This window comes from Bifidobacterium parmae (genome assembly GCF_002860365.1).
Taxonomy (GTDB): Bacteria; Actinomycetota; Actinomycetes; order Actinomycetales; family Bifidobacteriaceae; genus Bifidobacterium; species Bifidobacterium parmae.
In genome coordinates, this window is sequence record NZ_NMWT01000002.1 from 76,880 (window position 1) to 93,494 (window position 16,615).

Here is a 16,615-nt window from a genome sequence, read left to right on the forward strand (position 1 = left end):
CGGCTCAGCCCGCCGGCGGGAGCATGTTGCGGAACGTCCGCTATGCTAGGGGGCGGAACCGTGAGCATAGGGAGAACGCAGACGTCATGCAGCAACAGCAGCCACTCAACAAGCCGGAGGATCTGAAGGCCATCCGCGAGGCGATGGACGCGGGCAAGAACCCGCTCGTCGCCACGGACGTGCCCCGTTGGGAGGATCAGGTCGGCGTCAGCCGCATCGTGAACCGGCGCGTGCTCGAGTTCGAGGTGCTGCCCACCCCGGCCCAGGTGCTCGCCGACCTGCCGCTCGGCCCCGAGGCGCAGGAGATCGTCGCCTACTCGCGCGACGAGATCCGCGCCTGCCTGTACGGGCAGGACGACCGTCTGCTCGTCGTCGTCGGCCCGTGCTCGGTGCACGATCCGGCGGCGGCGCTCGACTACGCGCGTCGTCTCGCCAAGCTCAAGGACGAGCTCGACGGGCAGCTGCTCATCGTCATGCGCGTGTACTTCGAGAAGCCGCGCACCACCGTTGGCTGGAAGGGCCTGATCAACGATCCGGACATCGACGGCTCGTGCAACATCCGCAAGGGCCTGCTGCTCGCGCGCAGGACCCTGCTCGGCGTGCTCGGCGAAGGCCTCGCCGCCGCCACCGAATTCCTCGAGCCGACCAGCCCGCAGTTCATCGCCGACGCGGTCAGCTGGGGAGCGATCGGCGCGCGCAACACCGAAAGCCAGGTGCACCGCCAGCTCGCGAGCGGGCTGTCGATGCCGATCGGCTTCAAGAACGCGACCGACGGCTCGGTCAAGGCCGCGTCCGACTCCTGTTTCGCGGCGGCGCAGCAGCACACGTTCTTCGGCATCGACCATCTGGGCCGCGCCGCCGTCGTCAAGACGCTCGGCAATCCCGACTGCCATGTCGTGCTGCGCGGCGCGAGCTCCGGCCCGAACTACTCCAGGGAGAGCATCGCCGCCGCGTTGGAGACGATCCGCACGCGCATGCCCGCCGACTCCGCGGCCGCGCATGGCGTGATCGTCGACTGCTCGCATGGCAACTCCGGCAAGGACGAGCATCGTCAGGCGCAGGTGGTGCGCGAGATCGCGCAGCGCATCGCCGCGGGGGAGCGGGGCATCACCGGCGTGATGATGGAGAGCTTCATCGAGGGCGGCAACCAGCCGGCAGCGCCGCTCGACCAGTTGGTCTACGGCAAGTCGATCACCGACAAGTGCCTGAGCTGGGAGGATACGGAGGCCCTGCTGCGCGAGCTCGCCGAAGCGGTCGCCACGCGCCGCTGGCGGTGAGAACCGGTCCACTATGTGAGCAGTCTCACCGTGCGGACCATGACGCGAGTAGACCAATAGGCAGCACAGCGGTGTGCGGACGCCGCTGCAGCCACAAGCCGATAGCCCGCGCCCGCGCATCCTGCCCGTCTCCCCGCCGCCGGCCCCCACATCGGGCCGCATGGGCGGGAGGCCATCGGAGAGATTCGCCATCGGGCCCAGGCGTCCGGGCGATTCGTCAAGAGGGGTATTCACATCATGTCCGCAACCGCAGTCGCATCCACGGCCACCTCGGTGAAGAAGGACTCCGTTCCCGAGATCATCGCCGCGTCGATGGTGGGCACCGCCATCGAGTTCTACGACAACTACTGCTATTCCATCGCGTCAGCCAGCTACTTCGGCGCGATCTTCTTCCCGGCCGCCACCAAGGCCAACCCGGCCATCGGCACCATGCTCGCGTTCCTCACGTTCGCCGTGTCCTTCCTCGCCCGCCCGTTCGGCTCCATGCTGTTCGGCCACTTCGGCGACAAGATCGGCCGCAAGACCACGCTCGTCGTCGCGCTGATGACGATGGGCATCTCCACGTTCCTCGTCGGCTGCCTGCCCAGCTACGACCAGTTGGGCGTGCTCGCCATCATCATCCTGTGCATCTGCCGCGCCTGCCAGGGCGTCGGCCTCGCCGGCGAATGGTCCGGCGCCGCCCTCGTCGCCACCGAGAACGCGCCGGCGCACAAGCGCGCCCTGTACGGCTCGTTCCCGAACCTCGGCGCCCCGATCGGCTTCTTCTGCGCCTACGGCCTCAACCTGCTGCTCGACTCCACGCTCGGTCCGGACACGATGCAGGCCTGGGGCTGGCGCGTCCCGTTCCTGTGCTCCGCCGTGCTCGTCGCCATCGGCCTGTACGTGCGTCTGCGCATGACCGAGACCCCGATCTTCCGCAAGGCCGTCGCCAACGACCGCGTCGTCAAGCACCCGCTGCGCTCGCTCGTGCCGTACTGGAAGGAAGTCCTCCTCGGCACCTTCGCCATGGGCATCACCTACACGCTGTTCTACGTGCTCGGCACCTGGTCCCTGAGCTACGGCGTCAAGGTCATGCAGCCGGCGTTCACCCAGAACGAGTACCTCGCCATGCAGATGACCTCCGTCGTCTTCTTCGCGATCTTCATCCTCATCTCCTGCATCTACTCCGACCGCATCGGCCGCAAGAAGGTGCTCGTCACCACCACCGCCCTGACGCTCGTCTTCTCGCTGTTCGCGATGCACCTGCTGCAGCACAACGTCGTCACCGTCATGGTGTTCCTGTGCGTCGGCTTCGCGCTCATGGGCTGCCTGTTCGGACCGTGCGGCGCCTACCTGCCCGAGCTGTTCCCGACCAACGTGCGCTACTCCGGCGCGGGCCTGAGCTACAACCTCGCGGCCATCCTCGGCGGCGCGTTCGCCCCGTCCATCGCCACCGCCCTGGTGCAGAAGACCGGCTCCGTCGTGTCCGTCGGCTGGTACATGGCCATCATGGCCGCCCTGGCCCTCGTCGCCCTGTTCCTCATCAAGGAAAGCAAGGACAAGGACTACGAGGCCTGATCCCACCCGATCCGCCGTACGTCCTCTCCCGGCCGGCTCCGCAGCCGGCTTCCCCTGAGGGGGCGCGGAGCGAGGACTGACCATAAGCTCCCCTATGCTCGGTTGCGGAAACGCACATCGACCATAGGGGAGCTTTCGCATGACCGGCAAGCACACGGCATCCGCCACGGCGGCATCCACCAGGACCATCGCGATCATCGGCGCGCTGGACGAGGAGGTGGCGCTCATCGCCGGCGCCCTCGACCACGTCGAACACGACCACGCCGCCAGCCTCGACGTCACGCGCGGCACGATCGCCACGAACAAGGGCGAGGACCTCGCCGTCGTCGCCACCGTGGGCGGCATGGGCCTCGTCGCCGCCGCCGCGACCACGCAGCATCTCATCAGCACGTACGCGCCGGACGCCGTCATCTTCTCCGGCATCGCCGGCAACCTCAACCGCGAACTGCACGTCGACGACGTCGTGCTCGGCGGCACGCTGCGCTTCCTCGACACCGACATGCGCCTCGTCGGCCAGTGGAAGCCCGGCACGCCCGACGCGCCCGTCACCGAATTCCACTCCGACGACCACCTGCTCCACATCGCCGACGAGGCGCTCGACGCGGCCGGCACCAAGCACATCACCGGCATCATCGCCTCCGGCAACTACTTCGTCGACGATCCGAAGACCGTCGCGAAGGTCATCCACGACACGGGCGCCGACGCCGTCGAGATGGAGGGTGCGGCGGTCGCGCAGGTCGCCGCGCGCAACGACGTGCCCGCGCTCGTCATCCGCGCCCTGTCCGACAACGCCGACACCGACTATGAGGTGTTCAAGGAGTTCGACATCAGCGAGTACGCGGACACCGCCGCCGCGCTCGCCGTCGACATCCTGCGCCGCATGTGAGCCGCGGCGGACGGCCGTGCGGGCGCCGCCGCGCCGCCGGTCCGTTGCCGCCGGTCCGTTGCCGCCGGTCCACTGGAACATGAACATCCGCTGAACTTACGTAGCCTTGCGTGAAACCTACGCGTTTCCCCGTTAGTCTGGAGGGGCAAACGTTTTCGGCCGGCGGTCGCGCCGACGTCCCGTCGCGCGCGCCGCCGGTCTTCCGTCAGTGAGGTGGACCATGGTCTGGTGGCAGGTGCTTGTTCTGGTCGCGCTCGTCGCGCTCGTGGCGGCGGTCGCCGCTTGGCGCGACGGCATGGAGCGCGGCGAGCGCGTGGGGCGCGAGACGCGCCCGCACGTCGCCTCCACGCTCGACCCCGACGACGTGCTGTTCGGCGTCGAGCCGTCGGTGCGCGCGCGGGAGGAGGCGTTCGTCGCGGCGATCCCCGAGGCGGTGATTCTCGTCGACGGCGAAGGCGGCATCCGCTACATGACGAAGGACGCCGCGGAATTCGGGATGAATGAGTCGCGTCATCTGACGGACGACGACGCGCTCGGCATCCTCGCGCGCGTCGCCGCGGACGGCAAGACGCGCGAACGCGAGATCGAACTGCCGATCGAGGGCGTGCGCACGCTCGCCGGCGCGAACGGCGACTCCGGCCGCGGCGTCGAGGCGGGCAAGACGATGCCGTCGAACATCCGCTATCTCAAGGTGCGCGTCAGCGCGGTCGGCGACGACCTGTACGCGGTCCTCATCAGCGACATGAGCGAACAGCGCCGGTTCGAGGCGGTGCGGCGCGACTTCATGACGAACGTCTCGCACGAGCTGAAGACGCCCGCCGGCGCGATCTCCCTGCTCGCGGAGACGATCGGCGACGCCGCCGACGACCCGGACGCCGTACGGTACTTCGCCGGACGCGTCTCCAAGGAGTCGACGCGGCTGACCGAACTCGTCCATCGGCTCATCGACCTGCAGAAGGCGCAGGACGCGACCGGCGTGCTCGACCCGAAGCGTCTCGGCGTGCTCGCCGTCGCGCGCAAGGCCATCGCCGAGAACCAGGTGCAGGCGGACGGGCGGCACATCGCGCTCGAACTGCACTACGACGGCGTGCAGGTGCCGGCCGACGCGCCGGCGCCGGGGGAGCGGGACGCGATCGTCTCCTGCGACGAGGATTCGATCGTCACCGCCGTGAAGAACCTCGTCGAGAACGCGATCCACTATTCGCCCGAACACACGACCGTGCGCGTCGCCGTCAGCGCGCGCGACGGCAAGGTGCGCATCCGCGTCATCGACCAGGGCATCGGCATCCCGGCCGAATCCATCGACCGCATCTTCGAACGGTTCTACCGGGTCGATCCGGCGCGTTCGCGCGCCACCGGCGGCACCGGCCTCGGCCTCGCCATCGTCAAGCACTGCGTCGCCGACTGCGGCGGTACCGTGTCCGTGTGGTCGCACGAGGGGGAGGGGTCGACGTTCACGATCGAACTGCCGCTCGACGCGGACCAGACGCCGCTTGACGCGGATGCCGATACGGGCGACGGTGATTCCGGTGATTCCGGCGATCCCGCCGACGACGGCGACGGTGGCGAAAGCAACGTAGCGGACGATGAGGATACCGTGATGATTCCGCATGACGACGAGGATGCGACGGAGCAGGTGGCATAGAAGTTACGTAGTCGGAACGAAGAGCGGATGAATCGTGGGCGAACGACTAGGATTGTCCACGTAACAAAACAGGGAAGGGTGAATATGACGCGCATTCTCATCGTGGAAGACGAGGAATCCTACAGGGAACCGCTGGTGTACCAGCTTACGCGGGAAGGATACGACGTCTCCGCGGCCGCGACCGGCGAGGAGGGGCTCGAACTGTTCACCAAGGGCGGCATCGACTTCGTGCTGCTCGACCTCATGCTCCCCGGCATCGACGGCACCGCGCTGTGCCGCCGCATCCGCGAGCAGAGCCGCGTCCCGATCATCATGCTCACCGCCAAGTCCGCCGAGATCGACAAGGTCGTCGGTCTCGAGATCGGTGCCGACGACTACGTGACCAAGCCGTACTCGTTCCGCGAGCTGCTCGCCCGCATCCGCGCCGTCATGCGCCGCAACCAGCAGCCGGCCGGTGCCGGCGACGGCTCGGGCGCGGGCGACGACCTGCCGCTCGTGTGCGGCGACATCTCCATGCAGGTCGGCCAGCACCAGGTCACCGTGCGCGGCGAGAACGTGTTCTTCCCGCTCAAGGAGTTCGAACTGCTCGAATACCTGCTGCAGAACAAGGGCCGCGTCATGACCCGCCACCAGCTCATCGACCGCATCTGGGGCTCCGACTATGTGGGCGACACCAAGACGCTCGACGTGCACGTCAAGCGCGTGCGCGCCAAGATCGAGGAGGACCCGAGCCACCCCAAGTACCTCACCACCGTGCGCGGCCTCGGCTACAAGATCGACAAGCCGGCCGCGTGACTTCGTCACGCGACCAAACTACGCCTCGGCCGGCGAAAACGACGTAGGCATTGATTGCGGATTGTTCATCATCTGTTTACTGATTTCGGACTTCGGCCCTTGGCGCCGCCTCTAATCTTGGAGATGTCAAGAAATGACGGACGATTCGGATGACCCCCCACACAGCATCCGGATCGCCTCTTGCAAGTGATAGAGGGAAAAGAAACAATGCGTAAGAACATCCTCGTTCGCTCCATTGCCGCCCTGTCCGGCATCGTGATGCTGGCCGGTCTCGCGGCCTGCGGCGACAACACCGCCTCCACTTCCAACGGTGGCTCCAGCTCCACCACCAAGTCCGAGCCCATCTCCGGCGACTTCCAGGGCGCCGGCGCCTCCTCCCAGCAGGCCGCCGTCGAGGCTTGGATCGCCGGCTTCCAGGGCAACAACCCGGACGCCAAGATCGCCTACAACCCGTCCGGCTCCGGCGCGGGCGTCTCCACCTTCCTGACCGGCGCCACCGCGTGGGCCGGCTCCGACAAGGCCCTGTCCGATGACGAGGTCAAGCAGTCCGAGGCCGTGTGCGCCTCCGGCGCCGCCTTCGACGTCCCGGTCTACATCTCCCCGATCGCCGTGGTCTTCAACCTCAAGGGCGTCTCCGACGCCGGCAAGCACATCAACCTCGACGCCTCCACCATCGCCAAGATCTTCGACGGCAAGATCACCACGTGGAACGATCCGGCCATCGCCGACCAGAACAAGGACCTCAAGCTGCCCGACACCGCCATCACCGTCGTGCACCGCTCCGATAAGTCCGGCACCACCCAGAACTTCGTCTCCTACTTCAAGGACGCCGCTCCGAACGACTGGAACTACGACCTGTCCGAGAACTGGCCGAACTCCGTCGGCCAGGGCGCCAAGGGCACCTCGGGCGTGATCTCCACCGTGCAGCAGGCCGACGGCACCATCGGCTACGCTGACTTCTCCCAGGTCGGCAAGCTCGGCACCGTCGCCGTGAAGGTCGGCGACTCCTACAACGAGATCTCCGCCGAGGCCGGCTCCAAGGTCATCGAGGACTCCCAGCTCGACGAGACCGCCAAGGGCGACAACCGCGTGGTCGTGAAGATCAACCACGAGACCACCGCCAAGGGCGCCTACCCGATCGTTCTCGTCTCCTACGCCATCGTGTGCCCGGCCTACAAGGACGCCAAGCAGGGCGAGTTCGCCAAGGCCTGGCTGAGCTACATCACCTCCTCCGATGGCCAGAAGGCCGCTCAGGACGCCGCCGGCTCCGCTCCGCTGCCGTCCAGCCTGACCGACAAGATCACCAAGTCGATCGAAGCCATCAAGACCAAGTGATGACGGGCCTGAACCGCCCCAACGGGCGGACGGGCGCGATTCGATCGACCGACTGACAACAGTCAGAATCCTGTGAGCCGCAGTCGTGTGAACGGCTGCGGCTCACAGCCGGTTCCGCAACGATGTCGATTCCCGTCGATTCCGCCCCGCAACAGGCCGAATCATCCACACAACGCACCAGTTTCCACTAAGGAGAATCCGTGAGTTCGCAAGACACACCGGTCATGCAGCCGGCCGGCGGCAAAACGGCGGACAAGGTGTTCAAAGGCATCGCGTATGCCTGCGGCATCCTGATCCTCGTCGTGCTCGCCGCCGTGTTCCTGTTCCTCTTCTTCCGCGCGTGGCCGCTCATCGGCGGAGACCAGTCCGCCAACAGCGCCACCATCTCGAGCTTCACCGGCGGCAAGACCAGCAGCTTCTGGGGCTACGTGCTCCCGCTGCTCTTCGGCACCGTGCTCGTCTCCATCCTCGCCCTGCTGATCGCCTTCTTCATCTCGATCGGCATCGCCCTGTTCATCTCGCACTACGCGCCGAAGAAGATCGCCACGGGCCTGAGCTACGTGGTCGACCTTCTCGCCGCCATCCCCTCCGTCATCTACGGTCTGTGGGGCGGCCTGATCCTCGTGCCGGCCATCTACCCGTTCTGGAACTGGGTGGCCCACTACCTCGGCTGGATCCCGCTGTTCGCCGGTCCCGCCGCCAACCCGCAGCGCACCGTCGCCACCGTGGCCGTCGTCCTGGCCGTCATGGTCCTGCCGATCATCACCTCCATGTCGCGCGACATCTTCCTCCAGACCCCGACCCTCCAGCAGGAGGCCGCCTACGGTCTGGGCGCCACCAAGTGGGAGATGATCAAGCTGGCCGTGCTGCCGTTCGGCAAGTCCGGCATCGTGTCCGCCTCCATGCTGGCCCTCGGCCGCGCCCTCGGCGAGACGATGGCCGTCTTGATGATCCTGTCCCCGGGCCTCACCTACTCCATCAAGCTGCTGCAGGCCTCGCAGAACCAGACCATCGCCGCGAACATCGCCGCGCAGTACCCCGAAGCGAACGATCTGGGCGTCTCCACGCTGATCGGAACCGGTCTGATCCTGTTCCTCATCACGTTCGTGGTCAACTACGCCGCCCGTAAGATCACCGAGAAAGCGAGCGTCTGATGGCTGAAGCAACCGCGACCAAGAAGAAGAACCTCGACGGCGCGCCCGTCATCGACTTCGACAAGTTCCGTCCGACCCGCTCCTCGGAGAACGCCCGCAAGCGCAAGGACTACTTCATGACCGGCCTGATCGGCCTGGCCTTCGTCATCGCCTGCCTGCCGCTGATTTCCGTGCTGTGGACCACCATCGTCAACGGTCTGAAGCGACTGAACCTCAACTTCCTGTCCTACAACATGACCGGCGTGGTCGGCGGCAACCCGACCCCGTCCGGCGGCTACGGCGGCGTGGTCCACGCGATCATCGGCACGCTGGAGATCACCGGCGGCGCCATGGTCATCTCCATCCCGATCGGCATCATGTGCGCCGTGTACCTCGTCGAATACGCGCACGGCGGCAAGCTCGCCATGACGATCTCCCTGCTCGTCGACGTGATGAGCGGCATCCCGTCCATCGTCGCCGGCCTGTTCGCCTTCTCGATGTTCACCATCGTGTTCGGACCCGGTACGATCAACGGCTTCGAAGGCTCCGTCGCACTGTCGCTGCTCATGCTGCCGACCGTCGTCAAGTCCTGCGAGGAGATGCTCAAGATCGTCCCGAACGACCTGCGCGAAGCCTCGCTCGCCCTCGGCGTCACCAAGCAGCGCACGATTACCAAGATCGTGCTGCGCACCGCCCTGCCGGGCATCGTCTCCGGCTGCATCCTCGCCATCGCGCGAGTGATCGGCGAGACCGCCCCGCTGCTCATGACCGCCGGCTACATCTCCAGCACCAACGTGAACCTGTTCTCCGGACAGATGACCACCCTGCCGGTGTTCGTCTACCAGGAGTACTCGAAACTCAACGCGAACTGCCCGGTCCACGCGACCTCCGCCTGCGTGCCGACCATCCCGATGGAACGCGCCTGGGCCGCCGCCCTCGTGCTGATCATCATCGTGCTGGTCCTCAACCTCATCGGCCGCGTCGTCGCCAAGGTCTTCGCCGTCAAGACCGAGCGCTGAGGTCCACGCCCCTACCTCGGGTGGCCGCCCGAGTGGTGTCATCCTCTTCACTCGGCTTGGGTGGCCGCCTGAGTAGTCATCCTCTTCCCTCGGCTCCCCTTGAGGGGAGCTGGCGGCGAAGCCGACTGAGGGGTGTCACCCCCGCGAAACGTAACGCATCGTAAGCAAACCAAAAGGAAATCATCATGGGACAACGCATTGACGTCAACCACGAGAACATCTACTACGGCGACTTCCTCGCCGTCGAGGATGTGAACATCAACATCGAGCCGAACAAGGTGACCGCGTTCATCGGACCGTCCGGCTGCGGCAAGTCCACCGTGCTGCGCACCCTGGACCGCATGCACGAGCTCATCCCCGGCGCCCACGTCGAGGGCGAGGTCCTGCTCGAAGGCAAGAACCTGTACGACAAGGACGTGGACCCGGTCTCCGTCCGCCGTGACGTCGGCATGGTCTTCCAGCGTCCGAACCCGTTCCCGACGATGTCCATCCGCGAGAACGTGCTCGCCGGCGTGCGCCTGAACAACAAGCACCTGAGCAAGTCCGACGCCGACGACCTCGTCGAGTGGGCCCTGCGCGGCGCCAACCTGTGGAACGAGGTCAAGGACCGTCTCGACAACCCGGGCATCGGCCTGTCCGGCGGCCAGCAGCAGCGTCTGTGCATCGCCCGCGCCGTGGCCGTCCACCCGCAGGTCGTGCTGATGGACGAGCCGTGCTCCGCCCTCGACCCGATCTCGACCCTGGCCGTCGAGGATCTGATCAACGAGCTCAAGGACGACTACACCATCGTCATCGTCACCCACAACATGCAGCAGGCCGCCCGTATCGCCGACTTCACCGCCTTCTTCAACCTGAAGGCCGTCGGCGAGCCCGGCCATCTGGAGTACTTCGCGGACACCACCACGATGTTCAACAACCCCCAGAACGAAGAGGCCGAGCGCTACATCTCCGGCCGCTTCGGCTGATCGCGCGACGCGAATAGCCGTCGTCGCATAGGGAAGCCCCGCTTCGTACATGCGCATCGCTGTACGAAGCGGGGCTTTCCTGTTGCTTTGGACTGTGCTTGCGACGCGTCGGTGCTGCCGGATGTCCGTTGTGTTTCGCTGGGGTGGTTCCTGGTGAAGCAGGTGGGGCTCAGGTTATCCGTTTCGTTTCGGTGGGAGGGCCCTCGGCGAGGCGTATGGGTGTTGTGGTGACCGTCTTGTTTCACTGGGTGGTGCCTGCGACGCGTCGGCGTTGCCGGGTGTCCGTTGTGTTTCGCTGGAGTGGTTCCTGGTGAAGCAGATGGGGCTCAGGGTGTCCGTTGTGTTTCGCTGAGGTGGTTCCTGTCTCCTGGCGAAACGCATGGGGGTCGCTGGCCGGTGAGAGAGGACATCGCCGTGGCTGATCGGACGGGCTTCCACTGCCGGACCATGTTATGTGGTGTCCGTCCCCGTGCCAAACACCCGTGCCAAACACCCCGTACCAAACACCCGTTATCCGGTTTCTACAGCGCTAAACACCCGTTCAGGGGCCCTCAAACCGTCCATTTGACGCTGTAAAGAGCGGATAACGGGTGTTTCCGCCGGGGAGACGGGAGACGGCGCCGATATGGAAAGACCCCGCCGAAGCGGGGTCCACACCATGATGAACCGGTCGGCGGCCACCACGTGATCGGCCGACCATGCGGTCACGCGATCACAGGATCGCCATGCACACGAAGTCGATGACGAACAGCGCTGCCACGATCCAGATGATCGGGTGGACGTCCTTGGCCTTGCCCTTGCAGGTCTTCACGATGCAGTACATGATGAAGCCGCCGGCGATGCCGTAGGAGATCGAGTAGGAGAACGCCATGAACGCGGTGGCGAAGAACGCCGGGATCGCGTCCTCGATGTTCGTCCAGTCCACTTCCTTCAGGGAGGCGGCCATCATGCAGCCGACGATGACGAGCACGCCGGCGGTCGCGGCGGACGGCACGGCGGAGATGACCGGCGCGAAGAAGATCGACAGCGCGAAGCAGATGGAGACGACCACGGAGGTCAGGCCGGTGCGGCCGCCCGCCGCGATGCCCGCGGAGGACTCCACGTAGGTGGTGGTGTTCGAGGTGCCGCAGATCGCGCCGATGGAGGTGGCGATCGAATCGGCGAACAGGGCCTTGTCCATCTTGGAGGAGAAGCCGGAGCCGTTCTCCAGCGCCTTCTCGTCCTCAAGGGAGAAGATGCCGGTGCGGCGGCCGGTGCCGAGGAACGTGCCGAGCGTGTCGAACGTGTCGGACATGGAGAACGCGAAGATCGTGACGATCACGAGCGGCAGCTTCGCCGGGTCGGAGAACAGCGCCGGGAAGCCTTCGGGCGTGAAGATCGCGCCGAACGTGGTCGGCAGTTCGGAGAACGTCTGCGACAGGGACTGCGAGGAGCCGAAGTTGGTCACGCCGAACGGGATGCCGACGATCGTGGTGATGATGATGGCGAGCAGCATGCCGCCCTTGACCTTCATCACGGTGAACACGACGGCGAGCAGCAGGCCGATGAGGAACACCCACAGCACCGGGGTGTTGAACGTGGCGAGGCCCGGCGTCGCGGCGGTGGCGAGGCCCTTGCCGGCGGCCTTCGTGTCCTTCGGGGTGAAGGTGATGAGGCCGACGTTGAGCATGCCCACGTAGGCGACGAACAGGCCGATGCCGCCGCCGATCGCCTGCTGCAGCTGCTCGGGGATCGCCATGATGATCATCTTGCGGATCTTCGTGACGGTGATGAGGATGTTGATCAGGCCGCACAGGAACACCATGCACAGCGTCTCCTGCCACGTGAAGCCGAGGCCGAAGCAGACGGTGTACGTGAAGAACGCGTTGAGGCCCATGCCGGCCGCCTGCGCGTACGGCACGTTGGCGAACAGGCCCATGACGAGCGTGCCGATGATCGCCGCGATGATCGTGGCGAGGAAGACGCCGCCCCACGGCATGCCCGTGGACGACAGGATCTGCGGGTTGACGACGATGATGTACGCCATCGCGAAGAACGTGGTCAGACCGGCCAGAATCTCGGTCGAGACGGTCGTGCCGTTCTCCTTCAGATGGAAGAACTTCTCCATATTCTCTTCTTTCCTTGGGTTGTGTGGAGGTCATGCCTCCGGCGAGAATCGCGACTCGCCTCGTCCGCCGCGGGCCATGCCCGGGCCGGATCCGTGCCGATTATAGCGCGGGCGTATTGCCGGGCTTCGGCGGCGGCGGGGCTAGACTGGGGCGCGGAACGCACGGTCCCGCATGATGGAAGGGGCCGTCGCCGGCGCACGTTCGCCGGCGTGAGGACGATACGGCAGGGGAGAGGAGCGCATCATGGGGAAGACGGCCGTCGAGGTGTCGATCCGCAGCTGGAAGAAGAACGCGGTGAGGCCGGGCGAGGAGCGCGGCCGCGTGCTGCTCATGCCGGGCACCGGCTACAACTGCGACCGTCCGCTGCTGTACTGGTCGGCGCAGGCGCTCGTCGAGAACGGCTGGCGCGTGGACCGTATGAATGTGCGCAACGCGTCCGACGACCTGTCGACGGTGATTCCGGTCCTCAACAAGGCGATCGACGGGTGGGTGGCGTCCGCGCGCGCCGACGCGGCGAAGACGCGCGCCGCGGCCGACGCCGGGGACGCCGGTCCGGCGGCGTCCGGCGCGTCGTCGCGGCTGCTGCTCATCGGCAAATCGTTGACGACGATGACCTATCCGCACGTCGCCACGAGCTACGGACTGCCGTTCGTGCTGCTGACGCCGGTGCTGCATCATGCGGACTTCGACCCGTCCGCGCGCGTCATCCCGGTGCCGCGCGTCGGCGACGACATCATGGCGGAGCAGGACGCGCCGGCGGTCGGCGTCGCGCGCGCGGTCGTCGACGGCGACGCCGCCGCGCTCGCGGGCGGCGAGGCGGAGCTGGAACGGTGGCGCACGTCGCGCTATCCCGGTCCGGCGCCGCTCGTATGCGCCGGCACCGCCGATCCGTTCTATGACCGTGCGCGCGCGGACGCGTTGACCCCGCACGTGCACGAGTATCCGGACGCGAACCATTCGATCGAGGTCCCCGGCCATTGGCGTCGCTCCCTCGACTATCTCAAGGAGGTCGCCGCCTCCGTCGCCCAATACGCCGCCACGATCTGACGCCGTTATCCCGCCCCGATGAGGCTGGGCAGTAGCCATGACCAAATCGGAGGGGTTTCGATTTCGCCCCCGCCGGCGGGCTGTCGATTGCGCGGCGTGGTAGTGAAGTGGTCGCCCGGATTTCGCCCCCGCTGGCGGGGGCTGTCGATTGCACGGGGTGGTAGTGAAGTGACCGCTCGGATTTCGCCCCCGCTGGCGGGGGCTGTCGGCGGAGCCGACTGGGGGTGGTCGGGTGGTCGCGGGCATCGTGATACCACCCTCAGTCCGCCTTCGGCGGCCAGCTCCCGCCAGCGGGAGCGAGACGGACGGCCGAGCGGCGGCAGTCGTGAGGCAGGGGGATTGTCACGGCGACACGCTGCCGGGCCGTGGGTGGACGGTCCGGTGGACCGTCCATAGGTCCGGCCGAGCGGCGGCAGCCGTGAGGTGGGGGATTGTCACGGCGACACGCTGCCGGGCCGTGGGTGGACGGTCCGGTGGACCGTCCATAGGTCCGGCCGAGCGGCGGCAGTCGCGAGGCAGGGGATTGTCACGGCGACACGCCGTGTCCATATATGTCCGCGACCCCACGTAATTTATCCACTCGTAAACCACAGACCGTTGGTTGAGGTGCGCGCGAGTGCATCTTCGAAGTTCGGCATGCCGAGCCAACGCAGGTTGAGAGATATAAGCCCATTTACGGGTGAGCCGGAAACGGCCTTATGTTGCTCTGCCTGCGCGCAGGGCTTTTTTATTGCCCGGCGAGGCGCCCCGAACCTCAAGTCAACGGCCGACTTAGGAAGGAACGCCATGAAGAGGCCCGAAAAGGAAGCGGTGGTCGCTCAGCTTACGGCTCAGTTCCGTGATGCTGACGCGGTCTACCTGACCGAGTACCGCGGGCTTACCGTTCCGCAGATCTCCGATCTGCGTGAAAAGCTAGGCCGCGATACTTCCTACACTGTGGCAAAGAACACGCTGGCACGCATCGCCGCCAAGGAAGCGGGCATCGAGGGTCTCGACGAGATTCTCGCCGGCCCGACCGCCATCACCTTCGTGAAGGGCGACTTCATCGAGGCTGCGAAGACCATCCGTGACTTCGCCAAGGAGAACAAAGCCCTCATCATCAAGGGCGGCTATGCCGATGGCACCGTCTACGACGCTGAAGGCGCCACCAAGCTGGCGGATCTCAAGTCCCGCCCGCAGCTGCTCGCCGAGTTCGCCGGCGACATCAAGGCCACGATGTCCAAGGCCGCGTACCTGTTCAACGCTCTGCCGACCAAGGCCGTGCGTACGATCGATGCGCTGCGCGAGAAGCAGGAGAAGGCCGCCTGATTCATGCCTGGTCGGGGTTCGTCCCCGCCGCGTGAACCGAACGGTCATAACTGAAAAGAAACCAAGTTTTTAGGTGACGGGCACACCTCTTCAATCCAGTCCGTCGCCAAAGATCGAAAGGAAGCCATAATGGCTAAGTACACCAACGATGAGCTGCTGGAAGCCTTCGGCGAGATGACCCTGGTCGAGCTCTCCGAGTTCGTCAAGGCCTTCGAGGAGAAGTTCGACGTCGAGGCCGCCGCCCCGGTCGCCGCCGTCGCCGCCGTTGCCGGTGCCGCCGCCCCGGCCGAGGAGGAGAAGGACGAGTTCGACGTCATCCTCTCCGCCGTCGGCGACAAGAAGATCCAGGTCATCAAGGCCGTCCGCGCCATCACCAACCTGGGCCTCGCCGAGGCCAAGGGCCTCGTCGACGGCGCTCCGAAGGCCGTCCTCGAGAAGGCCAAGAAGGAAGACGCCGAGAAGGCCAAGGAGCAGCTCGAGGCCGCTGGCGCCACCGTCGAGCTCAAGTAATGCACGCGGTCGGGAAGGCCGCTCATTACCAGCTTCGCACGTTGTTTCGTGCAGGAACCCCGCACCCGTTTCCGGATGCGGGGTTTCCCGTATTCCGAGGGTGTCTAAGCAGAGATTCTGTCGATTCGTCGGACGATAATGCGAACAAATGCACCGGGGCATGACACAATAGGAAATAGTGCGTGAAATCATCAGAAAGGAAGGCCGCGCGGTGAGTGAGCAGACGGCGAGCCAGTGGCGATTGAAGGTCGCGGGCGGGGACCAGGTGAACGTGCGCCCGGGCGAAAGCCTGGAAATCGGCCGCAAGCCGCTGCGTCCGCTGCCGGACGGGGGCGTCGCCCGTCTGGAGATCGACGACGCGACCAAATCCATGTCGAAGCGTCACGCCAGGTTCTCCGTGGCGGCGGACGGAAGCGCGGTGCTGCGCGACCTGAACTCGACGAACGGCTCCTACGTGGTCACCGAGAAGGCGGAGCTCATGCGCCTGCCCGCGGGCCGTGACGTGCCGCTGCCCTCCTCGCCGATGCGCATCCAGTTCGGCGACGTGCCGGTCGACTTCGTCCGCATCGAACCGGACACGACCCCCGAGCCCGAAGTGCCGAACCTGTTCGACTATTCCGCGTCCACGACGGTTCGTCAGGAGCCGGACGCCGCCGACATGTCCGTCGACGAGATCCTCGATCTGCGTGCGGGGGAGCCGACCGCGGTCTTCAACGCGCAGCATGCGCGTCACGCTGCCGCCGGTTCGCCGCTCGAACGCATCGCCGACATCGAGCCGCTCACGTACGCGCAGGTCACGTCGGCGGTCAACGCGCACGATGACGAGGACGACAAGCCGCCGATCGTGTTCTCCGAAGCGGACTCGCGCACCGACCTGCCGGTCACGCCGGCGGCGTCCGCGCCCGTCGCCGCGTCCGGCGCGACGGCCGATCCGGCCTCCGCGGCCGCCGCCGGCACGCCCGCCGCGCAGGAGCCTCCCGCGGATTCGGTGCCGTTGCACGTAGTCAAGGCGATCGACCCGGGCCTGCCG

Annotated in this window: 14 protein-coding genes; 13 read left to right on the plus strand and 1 reads right to left on the minus strand. The window is 66.3% G+C overall.

Going from position 1 to position 16,615, the window contains the following annotated elements; genetic code table 11:
- The first annotated feature begins 86 nt into the window (after window positions 1–86).
- From Uis4E_RS01385 to pstB, 9 genes are all read left to right on the plus strand, one after another.
- Window positions 87–1,277: a 3-deoxy-7-phosphoheptulonate synthase gene (locus tag Uis4E_RS01385; RefSeq protein WP_101621471.1), complete on the plus strand. Its 1,191-nt coding sequence runs from the start codon at window positions 87–89 to the stop codon at window positions 1,275–1,277.
- 237 nt (window positions 1,278–1,514) lie between these two features.
- Window positions 1,515–2,834 carry an MFS transporter gene (locus Uis4E_RS01390; protein WP_101621472.1) on the plus strand — a complete coding sequence of 440 codons (1,320 nt, stop codon included), beginning with the start codon at window positions 1,515–1,517 and terminating at the stop codon, window positions 2,832–2,834.
- Between the two features lie 139 nt (window positions 2,835–2,973).
- Window positions 2,974–3,720, plus strand: a complete 747-nt coding sequence (gene mtnN, locus Uis4E_RS01395; protein ID WP_101621473.1) for a 5'-methylthioadenosine/S-adenosylhomocysteine nucleosidase — start codon at window positions 2,974–2,976, stop codon at window positions 3,718–3,720.
- A 220-nt stretch (window positions 3,721–3,940) separates the two neighbouring features.
- Window positions 3,941–5,365 (plus strand): sensor histidine kinase, encoded by a 1,425-nt coding sequence (locus Uis4E_RS01400; protein WP_101621474.1) that lies wholly within the window; start codon window positions 3,941–3,943, stop codon window positions 5,363–5,365.
- Window positions 5,366–5,449: 84 nt separating this feature from the next.
- Window positions 5,450–6,160 (plus strand): response regulator transcription factor, encoded by a 711-nt coding sequence (locus Uis4E_RS01405; RefSeq protein ID WP_101621475.1) that lies wholly within the window; start codon window positions 5,450–5,452, stop codon window positions 6,158–6,160.
- A 207-nt stretch (window positions 6,161–6,367) separates the two neighbouring features.
- On the plus strand, window positions 6,368–7,495 hold the full coding sequence (pstS, locus tag Uis4E_RS01410) for a phosphate ABC transporter substrate-binding protein PstS (protein ID WP_101621476.1): 1,128 nt from the start codon (window positions 6,368–6,370) through the stop codon (window positions 7,493–7,495).
- A 200-nt stretch (window positions 7,496–7,695) separates the two neighbouring features.
- Window positions 7,696–8,649: a phosphate ABC transporter permease subunit PstC gene (pstC, locus tag Uis4E_RS01415; RefSeq protein ID WP_101621477.1), complete on the plus strand. Its 954-nt coding sequence runs from the start codon at window positions 7,696–7,698 to the stop codon at window positions 8,647–8,649.
- Window positions 8,649–9,647: a phosphate ABC transporter permease PstA gene (gene pstA / locus Uis4E_RS01420; protein ID WP_101621478.1), complete on the plus strand. Its 999-nt coding sequence runs from the start codon at window positions 8,649–8,651 to the stop codon at window positions 9,645–9,647. Before pstC ends, pstA begins: the two co-directional genes overlap by 1 nt.
- A 185-nt stretch (window positions 9,648–9,832) precedes the next feature.
- A complete protein-coding gene (pstB, locus tag Uis4E_RS01425) occupies window positions 9,833–10,612 on the plus strand; it encodes a phosphate ABC transporter ATP-binding protein PstB (protein ID WP_034527981.1) in 780 nt (259 codons plus the stop codon).
- A gap of 712 nt (window positions 10,613–11,324) precedes the next feature.
- Here the strand turns inward: pstB and Uis4E_RS01430 are convergent.
- A complete protein-coding gene (locus Uis4E_RS01430) occupies window positions 11,325–12,719 on the minus strand; it encodes an NCS2 family permease (RefSeq protein WP_101621479.1) in 1,395 nt (464 codons plus the stop codon).
- A 244-nt stretch (window positions 12,720–12,963) separates the two neighbouring features.
- Between Uis4E_RS01430 and Uis4E_RS01435 the strand changes: the two genes are divergently transcribed.
- The 4 genes from Uis4E_RS01435 to Uis4E_RS01455 form a co-directional block, all read left to right on the plus strand.
- Complete coding sequence (locus Uis4E_RS01435) at window positions 12,964–13,767, plus strand: hypothetical protein (protein ID WP_101621480.1); 804 nt, start codon at window positions 12,964–12,966, stop codon at window positions 13,765–13,767.
- A gap of 786 nt (window positions 13,768–14,553) precedes the next feature.
- A complete protein-coding gene (gene rplJ, locus Uis4E_RS01445) occupies window positions 14,554–15,075 on the plus strand; it encodes a 50S ribosomal protein L10 (protein ID WP_034527148.1) in 522 nt (173 codons plus the stop codon).
- 129 nt (window positions 15,076–15,204) lie between these two features.
- On the plus strand, window positions 15,205–15,585 hold the full coding sequence (gene rplL / locus Uis4E_RS01450) for a 50S ribosomal protein L7/L12 (protein ID WP_101621482.1): 381 nt from the start codon (window positions 15,205–15,207) through the stop codon (window positions 15,583–15,585).
- A gap of 211 nt (window positions 15,586–15,796) precedes the next feature.
- On the plus strand, window positions 15,797–16,615 hold an 819-nt coding region (locus tag Uis4E_RS01455), incomplete at its 3' end, for an FHA domain-containing protein (RefSeq protein ID WP_165784798.1).